This is a genomic window from Burkholderia sp. BCC0398 (assembly GCF_902833245.1).
Taxonomy (GTDB): domain Bacteria; phylum Pseudomonadota; class Gammaproteobacteria; order Burkholderiales; family Burkholderiaceae; genus Burkholderia; species Burkholderia sola.
The window spans coordinates 316,608-338,580 of sequence record NZ_CADFEM010000006.1 but is presented as its reverse complement, the minus strand read 5'-3'; the positions used below and the strand labels follow the sequence as shown (position 1 = coordinate 338,580).

The window sequence follows — 21,973 nt, the reverse complement described above, 5'->3', positions numbered from 1 at the left end:
GCCGCTGCGCGCGCGTCCCGCTCGTGATCCCGCCCACCGAATTCTCCACCGACCGCGTCGTACTCGACGCGGTCGGCGTTGCGCTTTCCGGCCTGCCGCCGGATGCGCGCATCGCGATCGCGTACAGCGGCGGCCTCGATTCGACCGTGCTGCTCGATGCGGCCGTGCGCGTCGCGGGCGCATCGCGCTGCGTCGCGCTGCACGTGCATCACGGCCTGAGCGCGAACGCCGATGCGTGGGTCGCGCATGCCGAAGGGCAGGCGGCGCGGCTCGGTGTCGCGTTCGAATCGATGCGCGTCGACGTGCCGCGCGACAGTGGGCTCGGTATCGAGGCGACGGCGCGCGAGCGTCGCTACGCGGCGCTCGACGAGATGGGCGAGCGCCACGGCGTGGCGGCGCTGTGGCTCGCGCAACATGCGGACGACCAGGCCGAGACGGTGCTGCTGCAACTGCTGCGCGGGGCGGGAATCGCGGGGCTCGCCGCGATGGCCCCGCGTTATCGCCCCGACGGCGTGAGCATCGAGCGCGTGCGTCCATTGCTGAGACTGTTGCGCGCACAACTTGAGCGCTATGCGGAGCAGCACGCGCTCGCGTGGATCGACGACGAATCGAACGGTGATACGCGCTATGCGCGCAATGCGCTGCGCGTCGACGTGCTGCCGGCGCTGGCCGTGCATTTCCCGGGCTTTCGCGACGCGCTCGGTCGCGCGGCCCAGCATGCGGCGGCCGCTCAGCGGCTGCTCGACGATCTGGCCGAGCTGGATTTCGCTGTCGCCGCGCGCGATGACGGTCAGGCGCTGTCGCGCGACGCGCTGATCGGCTTCGACGACACGCGCGGCGCGAACCTGCTGCGCTTCTGGATGCGCCGGCTCGGTTTGCCGGGCGCGTCGGCGGCCCGGCTCGCCAACATGATGCGGCAACTGCGCGCGGCCCACGACGCGCATGCGCTGCGCGTCGATCACGCGGGGCAGTGCCTGCGGCTCTATCGCGACGTCGTCTACTGGGAAGCGGGCGACAGCAGCGAACCGCCCGACGACGGCACGGGTACGTCGCAACCGGAGGTGGCACTCGCATGGGACGGACAGGACGTGTGGCACCTGCCGGGATGGCGCGGCACGTTCGTGTTCGCGCCGGCCGATGCGGGCAGCGCCGATGCGGTGCCGGAGGGGCTGCTGCGCGGTGCGCGGCTGGCGGCGCGCGCGCGGGCCGGCGGCGAACGGATGCGCACGTCGCCGGGCGGGCCTGGCCGGACGCTGAAGAATCTGTTCCAGGAGCGCGGCGTGCCGGCCTGGCAGCGCGACGTGCCGCTGCTGTTCGCGGGTGACCGGCTGATCTACGTGCCGCGGCTGGGCGTCAATCGCGACATCGGCGAGCTTGCCGACGCGACGTTGGGCGCCGCCGCATGGCGCCGGCTCGAATGGCGTCCCGACCTGCTGATCGCATAGCGGCGGCGGGCTGCCGGCTGCGCGATGGCGCGCCCATTTTCACCATTTGGTAAACAGCGCCGGAACGGCCGGCGACACGGCGCGCGGCTTGTCAAGTGGGCGTCTATCGGGTACGCTCGGTCGTTTGCTCGGCTCGATTTTTGAGCGTTTTGTGCAGGTTTTCCGCGTGACGTACCCGGTTTGCGCGGCCTGATCGGCCTTCCGGGCAAAATCCGTCACGCTTGCGTGTTGCGTCCCAGCCGTCCCCCTCGTCGTCCGTCCACAGCCACAAGCCGCGTGACCGAACGGCAACGCGGCCTGCCCAGCGCGCCCGTGCGGCTTCTCCTCCAGTTCAGAACGACAATGGCACTCATCGTACACAAATACGGCGGCACTTCGATGGGCTCGGTCGAGCGCATCAAGAACGTCGCGAAACGCGTCGCAAAATGGCATCAGGCCGGGCACCAGATGGTGGTCGTGCCTTCGGCGATGTCCGGCGAAACCAACCGTCTGCTCGGTCTTGCGAAAGAGATTTCGAGCCAGCCGAGCCCGCGTGAGCTCGACATGATCGCGTCGACCGGCGAGCAGGTCAGCGTCGGCCTGCTGTCGATCGCGCTGCAGGAAATCGGCGTCGAGGCCGTGAGCTATGCCGGCTGGCAAGTGCCGATCAAGACGGACAGCGCGTTTACGAAGGCACGCATTCACTCGATCGACGACGAGCGCGTGAAGGCCGACCTGAACGCCCGCAAGGTCGTGATCATCACGGGCTTCCAGGGTGTCGATCCGGACGGCCACATCACGACGCTGGGCCGCGGCGGTTCGGACACGTCGGCGGTGGCGGTGGCCGCTGCGCTGGGCGCCGAAGAGTGCCTGATCTATACCGACGTCGACGGCGTCTACACGACCGATCCGCGCGTCGTCGAAGAGGCGCGCCGCCTCGATCGCGTGACGTTCGAGGAGATGCTGGAAATGGCCAGCCTCGGCTCGAAGGTCCTGCAGATCCGCTCGGTCGAATTCGCCGGCAAATACCAGGTGAAGACGCGTGTGCTGTCGAGCCTGACCGATCCGCTGATTGCGCTCGACGAAGAAATGCGCTCGGGCACCCTGATTACTTTTGAAGAAGACGAGACCATGGAAAAGGCAGTCATTTCCGGCATCGCGTTCCAGCGCGACGAAGCACGCATTGCGGTGATGGGCGTGCCCGACAAGCCGGGCATCGCATATCAGATCCTCGGCCCGGTGGCCGATGCGAACGTCGACGTCGACATGATCATCCAGAACCAGAGCGTCGAAGGCAAAACCGACTTCACGTTCACGGTTGGTCGCGGCGACTACCAGAAGGCGATGGACATCCTCACCAACCAGGTGCAGGGCCATGTGAGCGCCGAGCGCGTGCAGGGCGACCCGAAGGTGTCGAAGGTGTCGGTCGTCGGCGTCGGCATGCGTTCGCACGTGGGCGTCGCGAGCAAGATGTTCCGCACGCTGTCGGAAGAGGGCATCAACATCCAGATGATCTCGACGTCCGAAATCAAGATTTCGGTGCTGATCGACGAAAAGTACATGGAGCTGGCCGTCCGAGCGTTGCACAAGGTGTTCGAACTCGACCAGGCGTCGTGAATTTTTCGTGATGCATTGAAGAAAATGCCTCACGGAAATTGACGCGCGGTTCGAAACCCTATATTATTTCGTTCTCGTCGCACTGCCTCCCTGGTGCGAGCGAAAGTTTGGGAGACGTGGCCGAGAGGTCGAAGGCACTCCCCTGCTAAGGGAGCATCTGGGCCAAAACCTGGATCGAGGGTTCGAATCCCTCCGTCTCCGCCAAAAGCGGTGACAAAGCCCCGCAAGTTCTCGGACTTGCGGGGCTTTTTCTTTTTCGGCTCCTCCGTAGACCCTTGCAACCCTGCTCCGCGCGGGTCCGTGCGCATTTCGACGGTCGGAGGCGGTGTGACGGGTTATTGCCGCTCCATGTAAAGGAACGGCTAGCGTTGGGTGCGAAATTAACCGGTCGATGCCCCAAATTGATGGAACTGCTCAACCGGAGTATCAAGGTTCTGCGTCTCGAGGGGCGCTGGTTGAGCCCTCTTGCCATGGTGTCGAGCTCGGCTTGGGAATAGGCAGAGACGTCAGTACCCTTCGTGAAGTACTGCCTCGGCAGCCCATTCATGTTTTCATTCGAGTCGCGTTGCCCGGGATTCCGCGGATCGCGGAAAGAGACCCGAACGTCGGTTGCGACCGTAAAGCCTTTGTGATTCGCCATTTCCATACCCCGGTCCCAGGCCAGCGACTTATATCGTTTCGGCGATAATTCGCTGGCATGTCGTATCAATGTGTTGACCACGGCTTCGGCATCCTTGCCGGCTACTTTAACCGGCATCACAAACCGGTTTTGGCGTTCGACGACGATCGAAATCCGGCCACTTGCGTTGCCCAATAGAAGTCGCCTTTCCGGTGTTTGGGTATTGCGCGATCCTCCGGCGTGGCGGGGCGTTCACTGATCCTTCTTCGACTGCTGACGAGCCATACTTCAGCGCGTTCCGAGGACCCCGGATCGATGGCTTCATTACAATTTGCAAACAGTATCAAATGCCGATGTGCGCCGGGCCCTCGCGTTGATTTTGCGCGACGGTCCTGCTACAGTCTCGCCGAAACAATGCGCCGGATAAGTTAAGCTGGTTGGCAGTGCGATCGTATTGTGCTCACTGATGTGATTGCTTGTCTTATCGGGCATATGTGGCTCGGGAGCCCATAAGTCGATGTCTCCTCCGTTGAGGCCGATATACACGACAGCGCGCTCGGCGAAAGCGGGGTGTGACAGCGCACTGGCGAGCAGCACAATAGAAAAATTACCCTCAGCGAAGTAATCTCAAAGAGAACAAAAAAATGGCCGATTTGCATTGGACCATGCCAATCGCCAGATGGACGTCGATTTCGACCGCGGGGGTGCCGGGCGTCGAAGCCCTCGATCCGATGGTGCGACGTCGCTTGAGCCGGCTGTCGCGTCTCGCGCTTCAGGTCGCCTACGACTGTGTCGGGACGGAAAATCCGGTGCGTGTGGTATTCGCATCGCGTCACGGCGAACTGGTGCGTACCAGCGGCATTCTCGCCGCCATTGGCGCCGCGGAACCTGTCTCGCCGACGGCCTTCAGTCTTTCGGTCCTCAATGCCGTTACAGGCATATTCGGAATCGCCCGGCGTGACCGGTCCGCCGCGACCGCGGTCGCGGCCGGGCATGAAACGCTCGGTTACGCGCTGCTCGAAGCTTATTCCCAATACGAAACGTCGCCGGCATCGCCGGTGTTGCTCGTCTATGCGCACGAGCCGGCCGATCCCGTCTACGGCGACGTCGATGACGACACGGAGAGCGTGGGGCTGGCGATTCTGCTCGATGCCGGCGAGCCGGCCGGTCATCTGGTCTGTGAAGTGGCGGAGGATGGCCCGAGTGAGGCGGGGGCGACCGGCGATGCGGCCGGTACGCAAAGCGCGGCGGTGCTGCGTTGTCTGTCGGCGCGCACGACGGCGTCGTGGCGCGGTCAGCACGCATCGTGGCGATGGAGCTGGCATGATCGCGCGGCTTGACTACGGCTGGCGCCTGTTCGCGACTGGCGCGAGCCTGGTTTTTTTTGCGCTGTGCGGATCGGTGTTCTCGTTGCTGGCAATCGTCGTCGGCGGGGTATGGCCGCACCGGCGCTCGCGTCAGCGCGGCGTGACACTTGTCATCCATTATTTCTTCCGCGCGCTGGTTGCATTACTGCAGCGTATCGGCGTGATGAGGCTCGAGCTGAGCGGCGTCGAGCGCCTTGCAAAAGGCGGCCCGGCAATCGTTGTCGCCAATCACCCGACCTGGCTCGACGTCATGGTGCTGCTGTCGTTGACGCCGAAGGCATGCTGCGTCGTCAAGCGCGGTCACTGGGGCAACCCGTGTTTCTGGGGCATCGTCCGTGCAGCCGAGTACGTAAGCAATGCAGATGCCACTGATCTCGTCGAGGCCGGAGCGAGGCAACTGGCGGCGGGCTACACGATGATCATCTTTCCGGAAGGGACGCGCAGCCCAGGGGGCGATCGCCTGCATGCGTTCTCGCGCGGCTTCGCGCATATGGCGCTGCAGTCGCGCACGCGGATCCAGCCGGTTCTGATCGATTGCGATCCGCCGGTATTTACCAAGACGCTTCGTTGGTATCACGTGCCGTCTCGTGCGTTTCGCATGCGCATCGACGTGCTGGAACCGATGGATCCGAACCGGCTGGCGCCGAGCGTGGCGCCGCCGTCGATTGCCGCTCGCAGCATTGCCCGCGAGGTGGAAGTACACATTACTCAACGCCTGTTTCAGCATGGATACTTTAAAACTGCAAATTAAGCAGCTTCTGATCGAGATGCTCGATCTTAGCGACATGACGGTCGACGAAATCGACGACGACGCGCCGCTATTCTCGACCGACGGGATCGGGCTCGATTCCGTTGATGCACTGGAAGTCGGCATCATGCTGCGCAAGAAGTTTCAATTGACGATCGCGGCGAACGACGAGCGCACGAAAGCGCATTTCCGGTCGATCAACACGCTGGCGGCCTTCATTGCCGATCAGCAGTCTCATCACGCATCGCAAGAAGCCGTGCTGGAAAAAGGGGCCCACTCGTGACCGACGCTGAAATCCTGGAGCGCATCCGCGCGATCTTTCATGAGAATTTCGCGATCGAGCCCGAGCGCGTGACGCCCGATACGCACCTGTTCGAGCAACTCGACCTGGACAGCATCGACGCAGTCGATCTGGCCATCAAGCTTCAGGAAATGACGGGCAAGCGCATCAAGCCCGAAGAGTTCAAGTCGGTTCGGACCGTCGGTGACGTCGTTGCCGCCGTTCACGCGCTGCTCGTGCGCGCGTGACGATCACGGTGACGGGCATGCGGGCGACTACAGGCACGATCCTGCCGCGCTGGTCAGCGGTCGCTGCCAGGGTGGCGCTGGTCGTGGCCTATCCGCTCGTCATCCTGTTTGCGTGGCAAAGCATGTCGCCGCGTTACGTCGGTTGCCTGCTGGTTGCGTTGCTGTGGCTGCAGCGCACGATCGGCAAGGGCCCGCTGGCGCAGGCGCTCAAACGGCTCACGACGCTCGACTGGTGCGTGGCCGGTGCATTGACCGCGTTGTCGGTCGCGATTGCCGTGACCGATAGCGAGCGACTTCTTCATCTTTATCCCGCATGCGTGAGTGCCGGTTTGCTGGTCGCGTTCGGCGCCACCCTGCGGCACGGTCCGACAATGATCGAAAAATTCGCACGACTGACCTATCCCGAGCCCGGCCCGGCAATCGTCCGGTATACGCGGCGCGTCACCCAGGCGTGGTGCGCGTTCTTCATCGTCAACGGCGGTTTTTCGGTTTATACGGCGCTGTACTGGAGTCGTGAATCATGGGCGCTCTACAACGGGCTGATCGCGTACGTGCTGATCGGGATGCTGCTTGCGGGCGAGTGGCTGTGGCGCAGGCTCGTCGTCGTACCGACGCGGAAACGGGCGGGGGGCGCATGATCGCACTGCACGAGATGCTGTGTGCTGAAGTCGATAGCGGCGTGGCGGTCTGTCGCGACGGCACCGCGCTGCTGACGCTGCGGGACCTGCGGGCCCGCGTGGACGCCATCGCCCGGCTGGTGGACGCGCGCGGCGCGCGTCGGGTCGCGATCTGCACGGACGATCCGTACGCGTTCGCGTGCGCATTCTTCGCGGTCGCGGCGACCCATGGGGAAATCGTGATTCCGGCGAGCAACGCGCCAGGCTACCTCGGCGATCTGGCTCATGCATACGACCTGGTGCTGGACGCGCCGGCACTGGCCGCGTGCGAGCGCGACACGGCGGGCGAATCGGATATCACCGCCCGCCCGATCGACGCTGCCGCCGCGGTGACGCTTTATACGTCGGGCAGCAGCGGCACCGCGAAACCGGTGCGGAAGTCGCTCGCGCAGTTCGATGCCGAAGTGCGCACGCTGCAGCGCGAATGGGGCGACCGTATCGGGGCGGCGGTGACGCTGTCGAGCGTGCCGCATCACCACATCTACGGACTGCTCTTCAGGATTCTGTGGCCGCTGGCAGCGGGCCGTGCGTTCGACCGAATGCCGGTGCTCGAGCCGCTGCAACTGCAGCAGCGGCTGGCCGAATACGGTGGCGGTGTGGTGGTTTCCACGCCGTCGCAACTGATGCGCTGGCCGGCGTTACCCGGCTTTCCGATGCAGGCGCCGCCGCCATGCGCGTTCTTCTCGTCGGGCGGCCCGCTGTCGGCCGATGCAGCGATCGTCTATTCGAACGCGTTCGGCGCCGCGCCGCTGGAGATCTTCGGCAGCACCGAAACCGGCGGCATCGCGTGGCGGCGTCAGGATGTCTCGTCCGCGTGGCAGCCGCTGACGGGCGTCGACGTGCGTTGCGATGACGACGGCGTGCTGTGCGTGCGTTCCGCCCATCTCGGTCACGACCGCTGGCACCCCACCGACGACACCGCGCGCTTCGACGCGTATGGTCGCTTCGCACTCGCGGGGCGGCGCGATCGCGTCGTCAAGCTCGACGGCAAGCGTGTTTCGCTGCCCGAACTCGAGGCGCGGTTACATGCGCACGCCTACGTCGAGCAGGCGGCGGCCGTGGTGGTCGACGGCACGACCCGTGCGCACGTCGGCGTCGTCGCGGTATTGACCGCGGCGGGGCGCGACGCACTCGCGAGCGAGGGGCGACTTGCGGTTGCCACGATCTTGCGGCATGCGCTCGGCGCGTACTTCGACGCGGCCGCCTTGCCGCGCTACTGGCGATTCCCGCACACGATGCCGTTCGATGCGCGCGGCAAATTGCCGGCCGTCGCGCTGGCGGCCGCGTTCACGGCCACGCCGGAGGGTTTCGAACTGCTCGCTTCGTGGCGCAGCGACGACGCGTTGCATTACGAGCTGCGCGTGCCGGCCGCGCTCGCGCATTTCGACGGGCATTTTCCGGGGCTGCCGATCCTGCCCGGTGTCGTGCAAATCGACTGGGCCGCACGCCTCGCCGGCCGCGAAATACCGGCCGCGCGCGCCATCCGTTCCATCGAACACCTGAAATTCAAGGCGCCGGTGCCGCCGGGTGCGGTGCTGGCGTTGCGTATCGCGCACGACCCCGTACGCGGACGTGCGCGCTTCGCGTTTCGCTGCGCCGGGCGGGAATGCACGTCGGGCGTGTTGGTCTACGGCGCGGCGGAGTGATGAGCGACACCTGCATCGTCATTCCGATCTACAACCATCGCGAAGCGATCGGCGGCACGCTGGCGCGCCTCGTCGTGCACGGCCTGCCGATCCTGGTGGTCGACGACGGCAGCGATGCACCGACGCAACAGGTGCTGGCCGCGCTGGCCGCGCACTATGCGCCGTCGGTGACGCTGCTGCGGTTGCCCGTCAACGCCGGAAAGGGCGCGGCGGTCATGGAAGGATTGCGCGCCGCGCGCGCCCGCGGCTATCGGCACGCGATTCAGATCGATGCCGACGGCCAGCACGATGCCGCCGACGTGCCGACGTTCGTGGCGGCCGCGCAGGCGGCGCCGGACGCCGTGATCCTGGGCCGGCCGCGTTTCGACGACAGCGTGCCGAAGGCCCGCCTGTATGGCCGCTACCTCACGCACGTGTGGGTATGGATCGAAACGCTGTCGCTCGACATCCCCGATGCGATGTGCGGGTTTCGGCTTTATCCGGTCGCTGCCGTTTGCGAACTGATCGACGCGGTATCGATGCCGACCCGAATGGCTTTCGACAGCGAAATCCTGGTCCGGCTGCACTGGCGCGGGCTGACGTTCAAGACGGTCCCGACGCGCGTCGTCTACCCGGCCGACGGCGTGTCGCATTTCGACGTCTGGCGCGACAACGTGCGCATCAGCATGAGCCATGCGCGGCTCGTCGCGGGGATGCTGGCGCGCGCACCGATGCTGCTGACCCGTCGGCTCGTCGGGCGGCGCGGCGCATCGCCGGCGGCGCACACGCGCGCGTGGTGGCGCCTGCCGGAACGCGGCAGCCGTATCGGCATGGCGTTGCTGGCGCTCAGTTGCCGCTGGTTCGGCAAGGGCTTCACGTCGCTCTGGCTGCATCCGATCGTCGGTTACTTCGTGCTGACGAATCGCACGGCGCGCACCGCGTCGCATGCCTATATCGCGCGGCTGCGCGACGCGCGAGCGGCGGACGTGCCGAAGCCGGGATGGCGCAGTGCGTACCGGCACATGCTTGCCTTCGCGCAGGCGGGATTCGACAAGTTCGTCGCATGGTCCGGCCGTCTCGACGAACTCGACGTGCGCTTCGACGATTCGTCCGCGTTCGATACGCTCGCCGCGAGCGGGCGCGGCGCGCTCGTGATCGGCGCGCACCTGGGCAACCTGGAGATGACCCGGGCGCTTGCGCTGCGCGACGCGCACACGAAGGTGACGGCGATCGTCTACACCGAGCATGCGAAGCGTTTTACCGGTGTGCTGGCCGGCGCGAATCGGGAATTCGGCAAGCAGCTCGTCGAAGTGGCGGACTTCGGACCGGATACGGCGATGATGATGCAGTCGCGCATCGACGCGGGCGAGTTGCTCGTGATCGTCGGCGACCGCGTGCCGCCGCGCGATTCCGGCAAGACGGTCGACGCCTGTTTCCTCGACGCGACGGCGCCGTTCGCGCAGGGCCCGTACATCCTCGCGCACGCACTCGGTTGCCCGGTCTACCTGTTCTTCTGCCTGAAGGAGGGGCGCGGCTACCGGCTCTATTTCGAACCGTTCGCCGACCGGATCGAGCTGCCGCGCCGCGAGCGCGCGGGCCACGTTGCCGAATGGGCGCAGCGCTATGCCGCGCGGCTCGAACACTATTGCCGCAAGGCTCCCTATCAATGGTTCAACTTCTTCGATTTCTGGGCGCGGCCCGATGGAGGTCCGCGTGGCCGAGCATGACATGAACGACGCCGCGGCGACCGTCGCCGCGCACGCGAACCGGCCGCCCGTCGTGATCGGCGGCCGGCATCTGACGATCGAGGACGTCGTCGCGGTCGCCCGCGACGGTGCGCCGGTCGCGCTGAACGCGGCGCCCGAATGGCGCGCGCGGATCGAGCGCGGCGCAACCTGGCTGCGCGACTATCTCGCGAATGGCGGCACGCTTTACGGGGTAACGACCGGCTATGGCGACGCGTGCGTGGTCGAGGTGCCGCCGGCGCTCGTCGAAGCGCTGCCGCTGCAACTGACGCGCTATCACGGGTGCGGGATGGGCGACTGGTTCGACGCGACGCAAACGCTCTCGATCGTCGTCGCTCGGCTCAACTCGCTCGCGTTCGGCTACTCGGGCGTGCGGTTCATGTTGCTCGAACGGCTGGCCGATCTCGTGAATCACCGGATCCTGCCGCGCATTCCGTCGGAAGGCTCGGTTGGCGCCAGCGGCGACCTGACACCGCTGTCCTATGTCGCAGCGGCGCTGGTCGGCGAGCGCACCGTATCGTTCGATGGCGACGAACGGGACGCGCGCGCCGCGTGGGACGCGATCGGTCGCGCGCCGCTGTCGCTTGCACCGAAAGAAGGACTGGCCTTGATGAACGGCACGGCGGTCATGACCGGCCTGGCCTGTCTTGCCTTCGCCCGTGCCGATCACCTGACGCGGATGGCGGCCCGCCTGACCGCATTGACGACCGTCGCGCTCGACGGGCGGGCGGGGCACTTCGATGCACGATTGTTCGACGCGAAACCGCATGCGGGGCAGGCTGAGGCGGCCGCATGGATACGCGGCGATCTCGCCGGGCGCGATGAACTGCCCGGACGCCGTCTGCAGGATCGCTATTCGGTGCGGTGCGCGCCGCACGTGATCGGCGTGGCGCGCGACGCGTTGTCGTGGATGCGTCGCGACATCGAGAACGAACTGAACAGTGCGAACGACAATCCGCTGATCGATCCGGACGAAGGATGCGTGCTGCACGGTGGCAATTTCTACGGCGGTCACATCGCGTTCGCGATGGACGCGCTGAAGACCGCCGTGGCGAACCTCGCCGATCTGATGGACCGCCAGCTCGCGCTGCTGGTCGACGACAAGTTCAGCAACGGACTGCCGCGCAACCTGACCGGCGCGGCGCCGGAGCGCGTGGCGATCAACCACGGGTTCAAGGCCGTGCAGATTTCTTCTTCCGCGTGGACCGCGGAGGCGCTGAAGCATACGATGCCGGCCAGCGTGTTCTCGCGTTCGACCGAGTCGCACAATCAGGACAAGGTCAGCATGGGGACCATCGCCGCGCGTGATTGCCTGCGCGTGCTGGCGCTGACCGAACAGGTTGCCGCCGCGCATGTGCTCGCGACCGTGCAGGCCGCCCGGCTGCGTCTGCGCGACGCCCCCGGGACACAGCTTTCGCCCGCGCTGCGCGCGTTCATCGACGACGTTGGCCGCCAGTCGCCGCTGGTGGTCGAGGACCGGCCGCTCGAAGCGGAGCTGCGTGCGCTGACCGCGCGTCTTGCGGCATGCGAGCCGATCGGCGAAGCATCCGGCGGCATCCGGCGCGGGGAGGCGGCATGAACGCATCTCGTCCGCCGCTGACCGCGACGGCTCGCGTCGAGGTCCTGTTTCACGATGTCGACGCGATGAACGTCTGCTGGCACGGTCATTACCTGAAGTACTTCGAAAGCAGCCGCGCGGCGTTGCTGCGCATGATCGACTACGACTATCCGGCGATGCTGGCGTCAGGCTACCTGTGGCCGGTCGTGGAGGCACATCTGAAGTACGTTCGCCCGGCCCATTACAGCCAGCAGCTCGACGTGCGTGCGACGCTGCTCGAATTCGAGAACCGGCTGAAGATCGGTTACGAAATCGTCGATGCGGCCTCCGGTGAGCGTCTGACGAAGGGGTATACGGTGCAACTGGCGGTCGATGCGACGACGCGCGAGCTGCAGTTCGTGGCGCCGCCGGCCCTGATCGAACGGGTGCGTGCGCAATGGGCCTGAATCCGATCCGCAGACGGCTGGTGGCGATGTTCGCCGCCTGTGCGGTGCTCGCCGGCGGTGACGCGATGGCCGCTCCGGTGCCGACCCCCGCGACCCGGCCGGAGAATGCCGCGCTCGTGTCCGACATCGCGATGCGGCTGGCGCGGGTCGACGCGATACGCGCGGATTTTCGACAGACCCAGACGCTGTCGGCGATGAAGCAACCGCTCGTCAGCACCGGATCGATGTTGTTCGATCGCCGGTCGGGCGTCATCTGGCGAATCGAGACGCCCTACAAGGCCACTTATGTGATTACCGACCGCGGCGTGCGCGAGGCGGGCGCGGACGGGCGCCTCGTCGCGTCCAGTAGTGGCGGCCGTGGCGTCGCACAGGTGTCGCGCATGATGCGCGACATGCTGGGCGGCGACCTGTCCGCGCTGTACGCGCAATTCGACGTCGACGCGAGCGGCACGCCGGAGCGTTGGCGAATGGTCCTGCGGCCGAATCAGCCGCAGCTCGCCCAGGCGATCCGCATGCTCGACATGCGTGGCGGCGCCTATCTCGGCCGGCTCGACATGACGTTCGCGAACGGCAACGTGACCGTGCTCGAGTTCGGGCGGACGACGCCGGTCGACGCGCCTGCGCCTGCCGAGCGCGCGTGGCTGGAGGCGCGTTGATGGACCCGGCGCGCGACGCGATCGGCGTGGCGGGCGAACGGGCCCGGCGGCGCGTGCAGTGCGCCGCATGGCTGCTCGTCACGCTGGCGGCCGTCGCCTACATCCTGTGGCGCTTCAGCGGGCCGGCGCCGCTGCAGACGAACCTGCTAGCGTTGCTGCCGGCCACCGAGGCGAACCCGGTTGCCGAACGCGCGGTCGACATGCTGGGCGATGCGCTCGGCAATCGCACCGTCTACCTGGTGACTGACCGGGACGCCGCCCGCGCGAAAGCCGCCGCGAAGCGGTTTGGCGCGCGGCTCGGCGCGAGCGGCGCATTTCGGTCGGTGACGGTCGAGGTGCCGCCGTTCGACCTGTCGCAGATCGCGGCCACCTACCTGCCGGCCCGTTTCGGCCTGCTGACGGACGCGGATCGCCGGTCGCTCGAACAAGGCGACGCCACGCTCGGTGAACGGTTGACCCGGCGGCTCTATGCGCCGCCGGTCGATGGGCTGCAGACCGCCGTGGCCGACGATCCGTTCGGCTGGCTGCAGCACTGGCTCGGCGAACTGCCGCTCGCCGCATCGAGTCTGTCGCTCGAAGACGGGATGCTGGTGTCGCATCGCGACGGGGCAACGGGTGTGCTCGTGATGACGTCGCTGCCGGGCTCGGCCTATGAATCCAGGGTCCAGCACGCGGTGCGTATCGCGACGGCCGATGCGGAGCAAGCGCTGGCGACGGACTTTCGCGGCGTTCGTGTCGACCGGGCCGGCGCGGTGTTTTATGCGCAAGCCGCACGCGCCAGCGCGGAGCGCGACGTGCACGTGATCGGCGCCGTGTCGCTGGCGGGCATCGCGCTGCTGCTGATGAGCGTATTCCGTTCGCCGCGTCTGCTGGTGCTCGCGTTTGCGTCGACGGCATTCGGCATCGTGTGCGCGCTGGCGGCGACGCTGCTCGTATTCGGCAAGCTGCACCTGCTGACGCTGGTGTTCGGCGTGAGCCTGATCGGCGAGGCCGTCGATTATTCGATCCAGTATTTCGTCGCGTACCTGTCCGCGGGGCGGCAGTGGGACGCGCGGCGCGGCGCGGCGGCGGTGCGGCCGGCGCTCGCGGTGGCGCTGGCGACGAGCCTGCTCGGTTACGCGATCCTGATGTGGGTGCCGTTCCCGGCGCTCAAGCAGATCGCGTGCTTTGCGATCGTCGGGATCCTCTGCGCATTCGCCGCCGTGACCGGCTTCTTGCCGCTCATGCTGACGCAGGCGCCGCGGCGCGTGCCGTCCCGCGTTTTCTCGGGCGCCGCGCGCCTGCTGAGCGGATGGCAGTCGCTGCTCGCGGGCCGGCGTGCCGTGGCCGCCGCGGTGCTCGTTGCGCTGGTCGCGATTCCGGGCTGGGCGCGCTTGACGAGCGATGACGACATTCATCTGCTGGTTCAGCGCGATGCGAGTCTTGCTCGACAGGAAGGCAATATCCGGGCGGCGGTCGGACTGGCGAATACGGCACAGTTCTTCGTCATCCAGGGTGCGTCGCAGGAACAGGTACTCGAGCGCTCGGAGGCGCTGGTCGGAGCGCTCGATCGGCAGCAGCTCGGCCGCATCCAGTCGATCGCGACGTTCGTGCCGTCGGCGAAGCAGCAGGCACATGACCGCGCCGTGCTCGACACGCACGTGTTCGCCGATGTCGCCGCGCTGCGCGAGACGCTCGCGAAAGCGGGTTTCCGCGACGACGTCGCCGACGCATGGATTCAGGCGTTTTCCCGCGATGCTCGGGCGACGCTGTCGGTCGACAGCTGGCTGGCGGCACGCTGGTCGGCGCCGTTCCGGCATCTGTGGCTCGGGCGCGTGAACGGCGGCGCCGGTCCCGTCGATGCGGCACTCGCGATTCCGGAACGGGTCGATGCGACGAACGCGGCGACGTTCGCGGCCCTCGCGCGCACGCTGCCGGGCGTATCGTGGGTCGACAAGGCCGCGAGCGTGTCGAACCTGTTCGGCGCGTATCGGGTCGACAGCGGCCTGTGGTTGATCGGCGCATTGGTCGTGGTCGCCGCGCTGCTGACGTGGCGATACGGCATGCGCGGCGGCATCGCGACGACGTTGCCGGTCGTGTTCGCCATCGCGTTGACGCTCGCGGCGTTCGGCTATGCGCGGGTGCCGCTCACGCTGTTCAACTGGCTGGCACTGATGCTGGTGCTTGGCGTGGGCGCCAATTACGCCGTGTTCCTCCGCGAAGGATGCCTGCGCGACCAGGCCGGGATCGGCGCCGTATGGACCGGCGTGCTGCTGTCGGCGGCCACGACGTTGCTGTCGTTCGGCATGCTCGGCGCGAGCGCGATGCCCGCGCTGCGCAGCTTCGGCACGACGCTCGCGATCGGCATCGTACTGTCGGTGCTGTTCGCACCGCTCGCCACGCCATCCGCCAAGGAGCGTCGCGCATGAATTCGAAACAGACGCCGGTCTACCTGTCCGCGCCCGGCATGATCAACGCGCTTGGCGCAACGACCGACGAGATCGTCGCCGCATTGCGCGCGGGCGTCGCACCGGGCATGACGCCGCGTACCGACGTTCCCGCCGGCGGCTGGGTCGGGCACGTACGGTCCGCGCTCGACATCGCGCCGCCTGACGCGCTCGCGCATTTCGACTGCCGGAACAACCGGCTGCTGCTCGCCGCGCTCGCGCAGATCGAATCGTCCATCGCCGCGGCGATCGCGCGCCATGGTCCGCGCCGGGTCGGGGTCGTGATCGGCACGAGTACGTCCGGCATTCAGGCGGCGGAACAGGCGCTCGCCGAGCGTGCCGCGACCGGCACGACACCCGCCGGATTCGACTATCGACAGATGGAAATCGGCACGGCCGCGCCGTTCGTGCGGGCCGTACTCGGTGTCGGCGGGCCGGCCTATACGCTGTCGACGGCCTGCACGTCGAGCGCGAAGGCGTTCGCGGCCGCGCGCCGCCTGCTGCGGCTGAAGCTCTGCGATGCGGTCGTCGTCGGCGGTGCGGATTCGCTGTGCGAGCTCACGCTGCAGGGCTTCGCGTCGCTCGAATCGGTCAGCCCGGGCCGGACCAATCCGATGAGCCGGAACCGCTGCGGTATCACGATCGGCGAAGGCGCCGCGCTGTTCGTGATGAGCCGCGACGAAGCGGCGGTTCGCCTGGCCGGCGTCGGCGAGTCGAGCGATGCGCATCACATCTCGGCGCCGGATCCGGCGGGCCACGGCGCCGAGGACGCGTTGCGCGCCGCGCTCGCGGACGCGGGTGTGGCTGCGTCCGCGATCGGCTACGTGAACCTGCATGCGACCGCGACGCGGCTGAACGACGAGATGGAAGCGAACGTGATGGCCCGCGTGTTTCCGCACGGCGTGCCGGCGAGCGGAACCAAGCCGCTGACGGGGCACATGCTCGGCGCGGCAGGCGCGACCGAGCTGGGATTCGGCTGGCTGACATTGGCCCGCGGGATCGCGCTGCCGGCGCACGTCTGGGACGGCGAGCACGATCCGGCGCTGCCGGCACTCGACCTCGTCGACGGCGAGCGCCGTCTGGCCGGCGATGCCACCGGACGTTACGTGATGAGCAATTCGTTCGCTTTCGGCGGCAGCAATGCCAGCCTGATTCTGGGGACCTGACATGCAAGCCGGACCATTGATCGACGCGCTGCACGGCGGCGCGGATATTCCTGTCGGCGACGTGCGCGACGTGCTGCCGCATCGCGGCACGATGCTGCTGCTCGACTCGATCGAGCGCTGCTCGGAAACCGGCATCGAGGTGAGCGCGATGGCGCGCCGCGATGCGTGGTACGCCGACGACAGCGGTGCGATGCCGGCGTGGATCGGCATCGAGCTGATGGCGCAGGCGATCGCCGCGCACGTCGGCCTGCTCGCCGCGCATGCGGGCGGCCGGGCGAAGCCGGGCGTATTGCTCGGCGCGAACCGCTATGTCGCGCATCGCCCCGCGTTCCGCACGGACACGACGCTGCGCATCGTCGCGCGGGAACTGTTGCGCGGCGACGAGGGGCACGGCGCGTACGAGTGCGCGATTCATGCCGACGGCGAGTGCTGCGCGGAAGCCGTCGTCAAGGTGTACCAACCGAGCGATTTTCAGACTTTTATCGAAGGGAGTTTCAATTCATGACTCGGCGAGTTCTCGTGACAGGGGCGAGCCGCGGCATCGGCCGCGCCGTGGCACTGCGCTTGGCATCCGACGGTTTCGCCGTGACGGTTCATTGCCGCACCGGCCGCGACGACGCGGAAAGCGTCGCCGCGACGATTCGCGCGCAGGGCGGCACGGCGAGCGTGCTGCAGTTCGACGTGCGCGATCGCGCGGCGTGCCGGCGTGAACTGGAGGCCGACGTCGACGCGCACGGCGCGTACTACGGGATCGTCTGCAGCGCGGGCGTGACGCGGGATGGCGCGTTTCCGGCGCTGTCCGAGGAGGACTGGGATATCGTGATCGAAACCGGGCTGGACGCGTTCTACAACGTCGTTCATCCGCTGACCATGCCGATGGTGCGTCTGCGCGGCGGCGGCCGGATCGTGACGATCGCGTCCGTGTCGGGCGTGATGGGCAATCGCGGCCAGGTCAACTACAGCGCCGCGAAGGCCGGCCTGATCGGCGCGACCAAGGCGCTGGCGGTCGAACTGGCATCGCGAAAGATCACGGTCAATTGCGTCGCGCCCGGGCTGGTCGATACCGGCATGCTCGACGACGTGCCGCTGGAACAGGCATTGAAGACGGTCCCGATGGGCCGCGTCGGCCAGCCTGACGAAGTCGCGGCGGTGGTCGGCTTCCTGATGTCGGATGCGGCGACCTACGTCACCCGACAAGTGATCGGCGTCAACGGCGGGATGGTGTGATGAAGCGAGTGGTCGTGACGGGAATGGGCGGCGTGACCGCCTTCGGTCAAAGCTGGGCGGACATCGAGGCGCGCCTGCGCGACGGGCGCAACGCGGTGCGTTACATGCCGGAATGGGACTGCTACGAAGCGCTGCATACGCGGCTCGCGTGCCCGCTGCCGGCGTTCGAGCTGCCGCGCACGTATCCGCGCAAGAAGACCCGTTCGATGGGGCCCGTATCGATGTACGCGGTGCGCGCGAGCGAACTGGCACTGGCCGATGCGGGGCTGGGCGACGACGCGTCGATCCGGGACGGCCGGATGGGCGTCGCGTACGGGTCGTCGTCGGGATCGGTCGAGCCGATCCGCGCGTTCGGCACGATGATCGAGACGGGATCGATGCGCGACGTCACGTCGAACAGCTACGTGCAGATGATGCCGCACACGACGGCAGTCAACGTCAGCCTGTTCTGGGATCTGAAAGGCCGGATCGTGCCGACGTCGTCGGCCTGCGCGTCCGGCAGCCAGGCAATCGGCTACGCGTACGAGGCGATCGCGACGGGCAAGCAGGCGCTGATGCTGGCGGGCGGCGCGGAGGAGTTGTCCGGCCCGGCGGTCGCGGTGTTCGATACGTTGTACGCGACGAGCACGCGCAACGATGCCGCGAACCTGACGCCGCGGCCGTTCGATGCCGATCGCGACGGGCTGGTGGTCGGTGAAGGCGCGGCGACGCTCGTGCTCGAGGAATACGAGCACGCGATGGCGCGCGGCGCGACGATCCATGCGGAGATCGTCGGTTTCGGCTGCAATTCCGACGGCGCGCACATCACCCAGCCGACCGCGGAGACGATGGCGGTCGCGATGCGTGTCGCGCTGCGCGATGCGGCGCTCGATGCCGATGCGATCGCCTACGTGAACGCGCACGGCACGTCGACCGACCGGGGCGACGTCGCGGAAAGTCATGCGACCGCGTCCGTATTCGGCGAACGCATGCCGATCAGCTCGCTGAAGAGCTATGTCGGGCATACGCTGGGCGCATGTGGTGCGCTCGAGGCGTGGTGGACGATCGAGATGATGAAGCGCAACTGGTATGTGCCGACGCTCAATCTCGATACGATCGATCCGGCCTGCGCGCCGCTCGACTACATCGTCGGCGACGCGCGCCGGATCGAAGCGGAATTCGTGATGAGCAACAACTTCGCGTTCGGCGGGATCAACACGTCGCTGATCTTCCGGCGGGTCGCCGCATGACGGCGCGCGTCGTCGTCACGGGGCTCGGCATCGTGTCGTGCCTCGGCAACGCGCTTGACGAAGTATCGGCCGCGCTGCGCGCCGGTCACTCGGGTGTGAGCCGCGTGGACGCATGGCGCGAGCGCGGTTTTCGCAGCCAGGTCGCCGGCGTGGCGTCGGTCGCCCCGGCAGCGCGGTTTGCCCGCAAGCACGAACGCTTCATGGGTGACACGGCGCGCTTTGCCGCGCATGCGGCCGCGTCGGCGCTCGACGATGCGTGCCTCGCTGCCGACGTGCTCCGTTCGCCGCGCGTGGGCGCGATCGTCGGGTCCGGCATCGGATCGATGGCCGACTACGACGACGCGATGACGATCGCGCAGCATCGCGGCATCGACAAGACGCCGCCCTATGTCGTGCCGAAGGCGATGAGCAGCACGGCGTCGGCATGCGTCGCGCAGGTGTTCGGCATCGAGGGCGTGTCGTACTCGCCGTCGTCCGCGTGCACGAGCGGGGCGCTCGCGATCGGGCAAGCGGCGCAATTGATCCGCTCCGGGTGCCAGGACATCGTGCTGGCCGGTGGAAGCGAGGCGCTGCACGACAACATGACGTTGATGTTCGACGCGATGGGCGTGTTGTCCAGCGGTTTCAACGACACGCCGGACCGCGCGTCGCGTCCGTATGCGCTTGACAGGGATGGTTTCGTGATCGCGTCCGGCGCCGGCATTCTGGTGCTCGAATCGCTCGAGCATGCACGCGCGCGCGGCGCGCGAATTCATGCGGAGATCAGCGGATTCGGCCAATGCACGGACAACGCCGGCATGGCGATGCCGCATGCGCCGGGGATGGCGCGCGCGATGCGTGGCGCGCTCGAACATGGCGGCGAACGGCGTCCGGACTACGTCAATACGCACGCGCCGTCGACGCAGCGCGGCGACGTCGAGGAACTGAAAGCGCTCGGCGACGTATTCGGCGGCGACGTGCCGGCGTTCTCGTCGACGAAGGGAATGACGGGGCATCCGCTCGGCGCGAGCGGTGCGCATGAAGCGATCTATACGATCCTGATGATGCGCGACGGCTTCGTCGCGGGCTCGGCCGTCGGCGATGTGCCCGATCCCGCGATAGCCGGCATGCCGCTCGTGCGCGACGCGCGCGAATTCGCGATCGAACGCGCGCTGTCGGTTTCGTTCGGATTCGGCGGCAGCTGTGCAAGTGTGTTGTTGGACGCCTGGAAGGGCGATTGAAGTGAACTTACTGAGCTGAGAGGACGATAACAATGAAGCACACACGACATCTGGCCGGCATGTTGGTCGCGACATCGTTGCTGACCGGGTGCGGCACCGTGGTGCGTTCGCTGCCTCTGCCGGCAGCGGCAACGGCACCGGACACGAGCGGCGTCGCGATTTATTTCGGTGCGCAGCCGCATCCGGAGGTCAAGACCAGCATCGGTCCGCGTTCGGAATCGGTGCGCGTGCGCCGGGTCGAAAGCGAGCAGCCGACGTGCGAGCAAGCGCTGGCGGAAGCGCTGAACCGTCTTCGCATTTATGCGAAGCATCACGGCGGGAATGCGGTCATCAACGTGACGACGCGCTTCCATGAAAAAAGCTCGAATTCGACGACCGAATATACGTGTGGCGTGAGCGGCAGTGCGGGCGCGATTGCCGTGTCGGGCGACGTCGTGCAGTTGAATGCTCAATGACGGGGGCACACGTGAAATATCGCATGGCACTGGCATTGATCGGCGCGACGTTCGCGGCTTCGGCCGCCTACGCACGGGATACGATCCGCGACTATCCGATCGACAGCGCGTTGAAGAGCGAGGAAGGCAAGCTCGACGACGGCGTCGCGCTCTATTTCGGCGATCAGCCGCATCCGCGCGTGATGAAGTCGTACGGGACGTTCGCGACCAACAAGAAGACCAACGCGTTCGGCAAGAGCGACGAGGCGGCGTGTCAGCATGTATTCCTGTCGGCCGTGATCGAGCTTCAGGCGCGCGCGCGCAAGGAGGGCGGCAATGCGGTGGTCGGCATCAAGAGCAATTACCGCAACGTGTCGCGCTCCAGCCCGAGCGAGTACACGTGCGGTGCCGGCGCGGTGGTTGCCGGCGCGGCGCTGACGGGCGAGGTCGTGACGTTGAAGCAGTAACCGGCACCGGCCGGTAGCAGGGGGCCGCCGAACGGCGGCCTTGCTGGCTCAGGCAGGCTTGCGCGCGGCGACGTTGACGAGCGTTTCGCGGCGCTTGCCGGGTTTCGGTGCGTACAGGCCGATGCGCTCGAGGAGTCCGAAGTCTTTCGCGCGGCTCCACCACAGATAGGGGAACGACACGTTGCGGGTGTCGAAACCGAACCCGGCGTCGCGTAGCATGGCAAGGTAGCCGTCGGCGCTTTTCTGAACCTCCATCGGGTGGCGGAACAGCAGCCGGATCACCCACGACTTGATGTACGCGTCGGTCGATTCGGCGAACAGCAGCAGTCCGCCGGGTTTCAGCACGCGGCGAAACTCGGCCAGCGCATGGTCCTGATCGACGAGATGGTGAAAGGTCTGATGGCAGAACACGATGTCGACGCTCGCATCGGCAAGCGGAATCTGCGTGCAGTCGGCATGCCGCAGTTCGACGGGCGTGGCGCAGCGATGCGCCGCTTCCGACGCATGCGCGAGCGAGTCGTCGTGGCAGTCGATACCGATGATCCTGGCGGGTGCGAACGCTTCGCTCAGCAGGCGAAACGACTTGCCCTGACCGCATCCTGCGTCGAGGAGGACGGGGGCCGACGGCAGCGGCGCCGCGATGAGCCGCTTCAGATCGTCGATCGCAACCTTGAGCACGTGATGTTCCCACGTATGCGTGCGAAGAAACCAGATGCCGAACCGGGTTTCGGGAACATAGGCGGGCGCGTGCGTGCGGGAGGACGTCATGGGTCTCTCATCGATCTTGGATTTGT

General features: G+C 67.0%; 21 protein-coding genes, 1 tRNA gene and 1 pseudogene. 21 read left to right on the top strand and 2 right to left on the bottom strand.

Annotation, left to right across the window (positions count from 1 at the left end; translation table 11 throughout):
* Window positions 1-23 precede the first annotated feature (23 nt).
* The 3 genes from tilS to HWX76_RS15980 all read left to right on the top strand — a co-directional run bounded on the left by tilS (window position 24) and on the right by HWX76_RS15980 (window position 3,245).
* Window positions 24-1,445, top strand: a complete 1,422-nt coding sequence (gene tilS, locus HWX76_RS15990; RefSeq protein WP_124631412.1) for a tRNA lysidine(34) synthetase TilS — start codon at window positions 24-26, stop codon at window positions 1,443-1,445.
* Between the two features lie 342 nt (window positions 1,446-1,787).
* Window positions 1,788-3,041, top strand: a complete 1,254-nt coding sequence (locus HWX76_RS15985) for an aspartate kinase (protein WP_050012969.1) — start codon at window positions 1,788-1,790, stop codon at window positions 3,039-3,041.
* Window positions 3,042-3,151: 110 nt separating this feature from the next.
* A tRNA-Ser gene (locus tag HWX76_RS15980) sits at window positions 3,152-3,245 on the top strand.
* A gap of 298 nt (window positions 3,246-3,543) precedes the next feature.
* Here HWX76_RS15980 and HWX76_RS15975 read toward each other — a convergent pair.
* A pseudogene (locus HWX76_RS15975) lies at window positions 3,544-3,798 on the bottom strand (IS30 family transposase); the annotation flags it as partial.
* A gap of 506 nt (window positions 3,799-4,304) precedes the next feature.
* Here HWX76_RS15975 and HWX76_RS15970 point away from each other — a divergent pair.
* From HWX76_RS15970 to HWX76_RS15885, 18 genes are read left to right on the top strand one after another with little or no spacing between them, the layout of a single operon-like run.
* The gene (locus tag HWX76_RS15970) at window positions 4,305-5,000 is read left to right on the top strand and encodes a beta-ketoacyl synthase chain length factor (RefSeq protein WP_089488582.1); all 696 of its coding nucleotides are present in this window, start codon (window positions 4,305-4,307) and stop codon (window positions 4,998-5,000) included.
* Window positions 4,984-5,778, top strand: coding sequence for a lysophospholipid acyltransferase family protein (locus HWX76_RS15965; RefSeq protein ID WP_050012967.1), 795 nt, complete (start codon window positions 4,984-4,986; stop codon window positions 5,776-5,778). The genes HWX76_RS15970 and HWX76_RS15965 overlap by 17 nt, the downstream gene beginning before the upstream one ends.
* Window positions 5,753-6,058, top strand: coding sequence for a phosphopantetheine-binding protein (locus HWX76_RS15960; protein WP_050012966.1), 306 nt, complete (start codon window positions 5,753-5,755; stop codon window positions 6,056-6,058). Before HWX76_RS15965 ends, HWX76_RS15960 begins: the two co-directional genes overlap by 26 nt.
* The gene (locus HWX76_RS15955; protein WP_176016025.1) at window positions 6,055-6,303 is read left to right on the top strand and encodes an acyl carrier protein; all 249 of its coding nucleotides are present in this window, start codon (window positions 6,055-6,057) and stop codon (window positions 6,301-6,303) included. Before HWX76_RS15960 ends, HWX76_RS15955 begins: the two co-directional genes overlap by 4 nt.
* A gap of 17 nt (window positions 6,304-6,320) precedes the next feature.
* Window positions 6,321-6,941 (top strand): hypothetical protein, encoded by a 621-nt coding sequence (locus tag HWX76_RS15950; protein WP_176016059.1) that lies wholly within the window; start codon window positions 6,321-6,323, stop codon window positions 6,939-6,941.
* The gene (locus HWX76_RS15945) at window positions 6,938-8,626 is read left to right on the top strand and encodes an AMP-binding protein (protein WP_124556732.1); all 1,689 of its coding nucleotides are present in this window, start codon (window positions 6,938-6,940) and stop codon (window positions 8,624-8,626) included. Before HWX76_RS15950 ends, HWX76_RS15945 begins: the two co-directional genes overlap by 4 nt.
* Window positions 8,626-10,332 carry a glycosyltransferase family 2 protein gene (locus HWX76_RS15940; RefSeq protein ID WP_176016024.1) on the top strand — a complete coding sequence of 569 codons (1,707 nt, stop codon included), beginning with the start codon at window positions 8,626-8,628 and terminating at the stop codon, window positions 10,330-10,332. The genes HWX76_RS15945 and HWX76_RS15940 overlap by 1 nt, the downstream gene beginning before the upstream one ends.
* Window positions 10,319-11,929: an aromatic amino acid ammonia-lyase gene (locus HWX76_RS15935; RefSeq protein ID WP_124631410.1), complete on the top strand. Its 1,611-nt coding sequence runs from the start codon at window positions 10,319-10,321 to the stop codon at window positions 11,927-11,929. The genes HWX76_RS15940 and HWX76_RS15935 overlap by 14 nt, the downstream gene beginning before the upstream one ends.
* Window positions 11,926-12,354 (top strand): thioesterase family protein, encoded by a 429-nt coding sequence (locus tag HWX76_RS15930; RefSeq protein WP_050012961.1) that lies wholly within the window; start codon window positions 11,926-11,928, stop codon window positions 12,352-12,354. The genes HWX76_RS15935 and HWX76_RS15930 overlap by 4 nt, the downstream gene beginning before the upstream one ends.
* Window positions 12,345-13,010: an outer membrane lipoprotein carrier protein LolA gene (locus HWX76_RS15925; RefSeq protein WP_050012960.1), complete on the top strand. Its 666-nt coding sequence runs from the start codon at window positions 12,345-12,347 to the stop codon at window positions 13,008-13,010. The genes HWX76_RS15930 and HWX76_RS15925 overlap by 10 nt, the downstream gene beginning before the upstream one ends.
* Window positions 13,010-15,418: an MMPL family transporter gene (locus tag HWX76_RS15920; protein WP_176016023.1), complete on the top strand. Its 2,409-nt coding sequence runs from the start codon at window positions 13,010-13,012 to the stop codon at window positions 15,416-15,418. Before HWX76_RS15925 ends, HWX76_RS15920 begins: the two co-directional genes overlap by 1 nt.
* Window positions 15,415-16,602: a beta-ketoacyl-[acyl-carrier-protein] synthase family protein gene (locus HWX76_RS15915; RefSeq protein ID WP_050012958.1), complete on the top strand. Its 1,188-nt coding sequence runs from the start codon at window positions 15,415-15,417 to the stop codon at window positions 16,600-16,602. Before HWX76_RS15920 ends, HWX76_RS15915 begins: the two co-directional genes overlap by 4 nt.
* 1 nt (window position 16,603) lies before the next feature.
* Window positions 16,604-17,107: a hotdog family protein gene (locus tag HWX76_RS15910; RefSeq protein ID WP_050012957.1), complete on the top strand. Its 504-nt coding sequence runs from the start codon at window positions 16,604-16,606 to the stop codon at window positions 17,105-17,107.
* Window positions 17,104-17,829: a 3-ketoacyl-ACP reductase FabG2 gene (locus tag HWX76_RS15905; RefSeq protein WP_050012956.1), complete on the top strand. Its 726-nt coding sequence runs from the start codon at window positions 17,104-17,106 to the stop codon at window positions 17,827-17,829. Before HWX76_RS15910 ends, HWX76_RS15905 begins: the two co-directional genes overlap by 4 nt.
* The gene (locus tag HWX76_RS15900; RefSeq protein ID WP_050012955.1) at window positions 17,829-19,058 is read left to right on the top strand and encodes a beta-ketoacyl-ACP synthase; all 1,230 of its coding nucleotides are present in this window, start codon (window positions 17,829-17,831) and stop codon (window positions 19,056-19,058) included. The genes HWX76_RS15905 and HWX76_RS15900 overlap by 1 nt, the downstream gene beginning before the upstream one ends.
* Window positions 19,055-20,278 (top strand): beta-ketoacyl synthase N-terminal-like domain-containing protein, encoded by a 1,224-nt coding sequence (locus HWX76_RS15895; protein ID WP_050012954.1) that lies wholly within the window; start codon window positions 19,055-19,057, stop codon window positions 20,276-20,278. Before HWX76_RS15900 ends, HWX76_RS15895 begins: the two co-directional genes overlap by 4 nt.
* A gap of 32 nt (window positions 20,279-20,310) precedes the next feature.
* Window positions 20,311-20,733: a signal peptidase gene (locus tag HWX76_RS15890; protein ID WP_089488579.1), complete on the top strand. Its 423-nt coding sequence runs from the start codon at window positions 20,311-20,313 to the stop codon at window positions 20,731-20,733.
* Window positions 20,734-20,756: 23 nt separating this feature from the next.
* Window positions 20,757-21,179 (top strand): excinuclease ABC subunit A, encoded by a 423-nt coding sequence (locus tag HWX76_RS15885; protein WP_089488578.1) that lies wholly within the window; start codon window positions 20,757-20,759, stop codon window positions 21,177-21,179.
* 48 nt (window positions 21,180-21,227) lie between these two features.
* On the opposite strand, the gene HWX76_RS15880 is transcribed toward HWX76_RS15885, so the two are convergent.
* Complete coding sequence (locus tag HWX76_RS15880) at window positions 21,228-21,947, bottom strand: class I SAM-dependent methyltransferase (RefSeq protein ID WP_050012952.1); 720 nt, start codon at window positions 21,945-21,947, stop codon at window positions 21,228-21,230.
* Between the last annotated feature and the right edge of the window lie 26 nt (window positions 21,948-21,973).

What these genes read in the sequence shown, in the direction of transcription:
- HWX76_RS15900 (WP_050012955.1), top strand. Translation starts at nt 17,829, where the DNA reads ATGAAGCGAGTGGTCGTGACGGGAATGGGCGGCGTGACCGCCTTCGGT.
- HWX76_RS15910 (WP_050012957.1), top strand. Translation starts at nt 16,604, where the DNA reads ATGCAAGCCGGACCATTGATCGACGCGCTGCACGGCGGCGCGGATATT.
- HWX76_RS15950 (WP_176016059.1), top strand. Translation starts at nt 6,321, where the DNA reads ATGCGGGCGACTACAGGCACGATCCTGCCGCGCTGGTCAGCGGTCGCT.
- HWX76_RS15880 (WP_050012952.1), bottom strand. Translation starts at nt 21,947, where the DNA reads ATGACGTCCTCCCGCACGCACGCGCCCGCCTATGTTCCCGAAACCCGG.
- HWX76_RS15930 (WP_050012961.1), top strand. Translation starts at nt 11,926, where the DNA reads ATGAACGCATCTCGTCCGCCGCTGACCGCGACGGCTCGCGTCGAGGTC.
- HWX76_RS15885 (WP_089488578.1), top strand. Translation starts at nt 20,757, where the DNA reads ATGGCACTGGCATTGATCGGCGCGACGTTCGCGGCTTCGGCCGCCTAC.
- HWX76_RS15945 (WP_124556732.1), top strand. Translation starts at nt 6,938, where the DNA reads ATGATCGCACTGCACGAGATGCTGTGTGCTGAAGTCGATAGCGGCGTG.
- HWX76_RS15905 (WP_050012956.1), top strand. Translation starts at nt 17,104, where the DNA reads ATGACTCGGCGAGTTCTCGTGACAGGGGCGAGCCGCGGCATCGGCCGC.
- HWX76_RS15985 (WP_050012969.1), top strand. Translation starts at nt 1,788, where the DNA reads ATGGCACTCATCGTACACAAATACGGCGGCACTTCGATGGGCTCGGTC.
- HWX76_RS15925 (WP_050012960.1), top strand. Translation starts at nt 12,345, where the DNA reads ATGGGCCTGAATCCGATCCGCAGACGGCTGGTGGCGATGTTCGCCGCC.
- HWX76_RS15965 (WP_050012967.1), top strand. Translation starts at nt 4,984, where the DNA reads ATGATCGCGCGGCTTGACTACGGCTGGCGCCTGTTCGCGACTGGCGCG.
- HWX76_RS15895 (WP_050012954.1), top strand. Translation starts at nt 19,055, where the DNA reads ATGACGGCGCGCGTCGTCGTCACGGGGCTCGGCATCGTGTCGTGCCTC.
- HWX76_RS15940 (WP_176016024.1), top strand. Translation starts at nt 8,626, where the DNA reads ATGAGCGACACCTGCATCGTCATTCCGATCTACAACCATCGCGAAGCG.
- HWX76_RS15920 (WP_176016023.1), top strand. Translation starts at nt 13,010, where the DNA reads ATGGACCCGGCGCGCGACGCGATCGGCGTGGCGGGCGAACGGGCCCGG.
- HWX76_RS15970 (WP_089488582.1), top strand. Translation starts at nt 4,305, where the DNA reads ATGGCCGATTTGCATTGGACCATGCCAATCGCCAGATGGACGTCGATT.
- HWX76_RS15890 (WP_089488579.1), top strand. Translation starts at nt 20,311, where the DNA reads ATGAAGCACACACGACATCTGGCCGGCATGTTGGTCGCGACATCGTTG.
- HWX76_RS15960 (WP_050012966.1), top strand. Translation starts at nt 5,753, where the DNA reads ATGGATACTTTAAAACTGCAAATTAAGCAGCTTCTGATCGAGATGCTC.
- HWX76_RS15915 (WP_050012958.1), top strand. Translation starts at nt 15,415, where the DNA reads ATGAATTCGAAACAGACGCCGGTCTACCTGTCCGCGCCCGGCATGATC.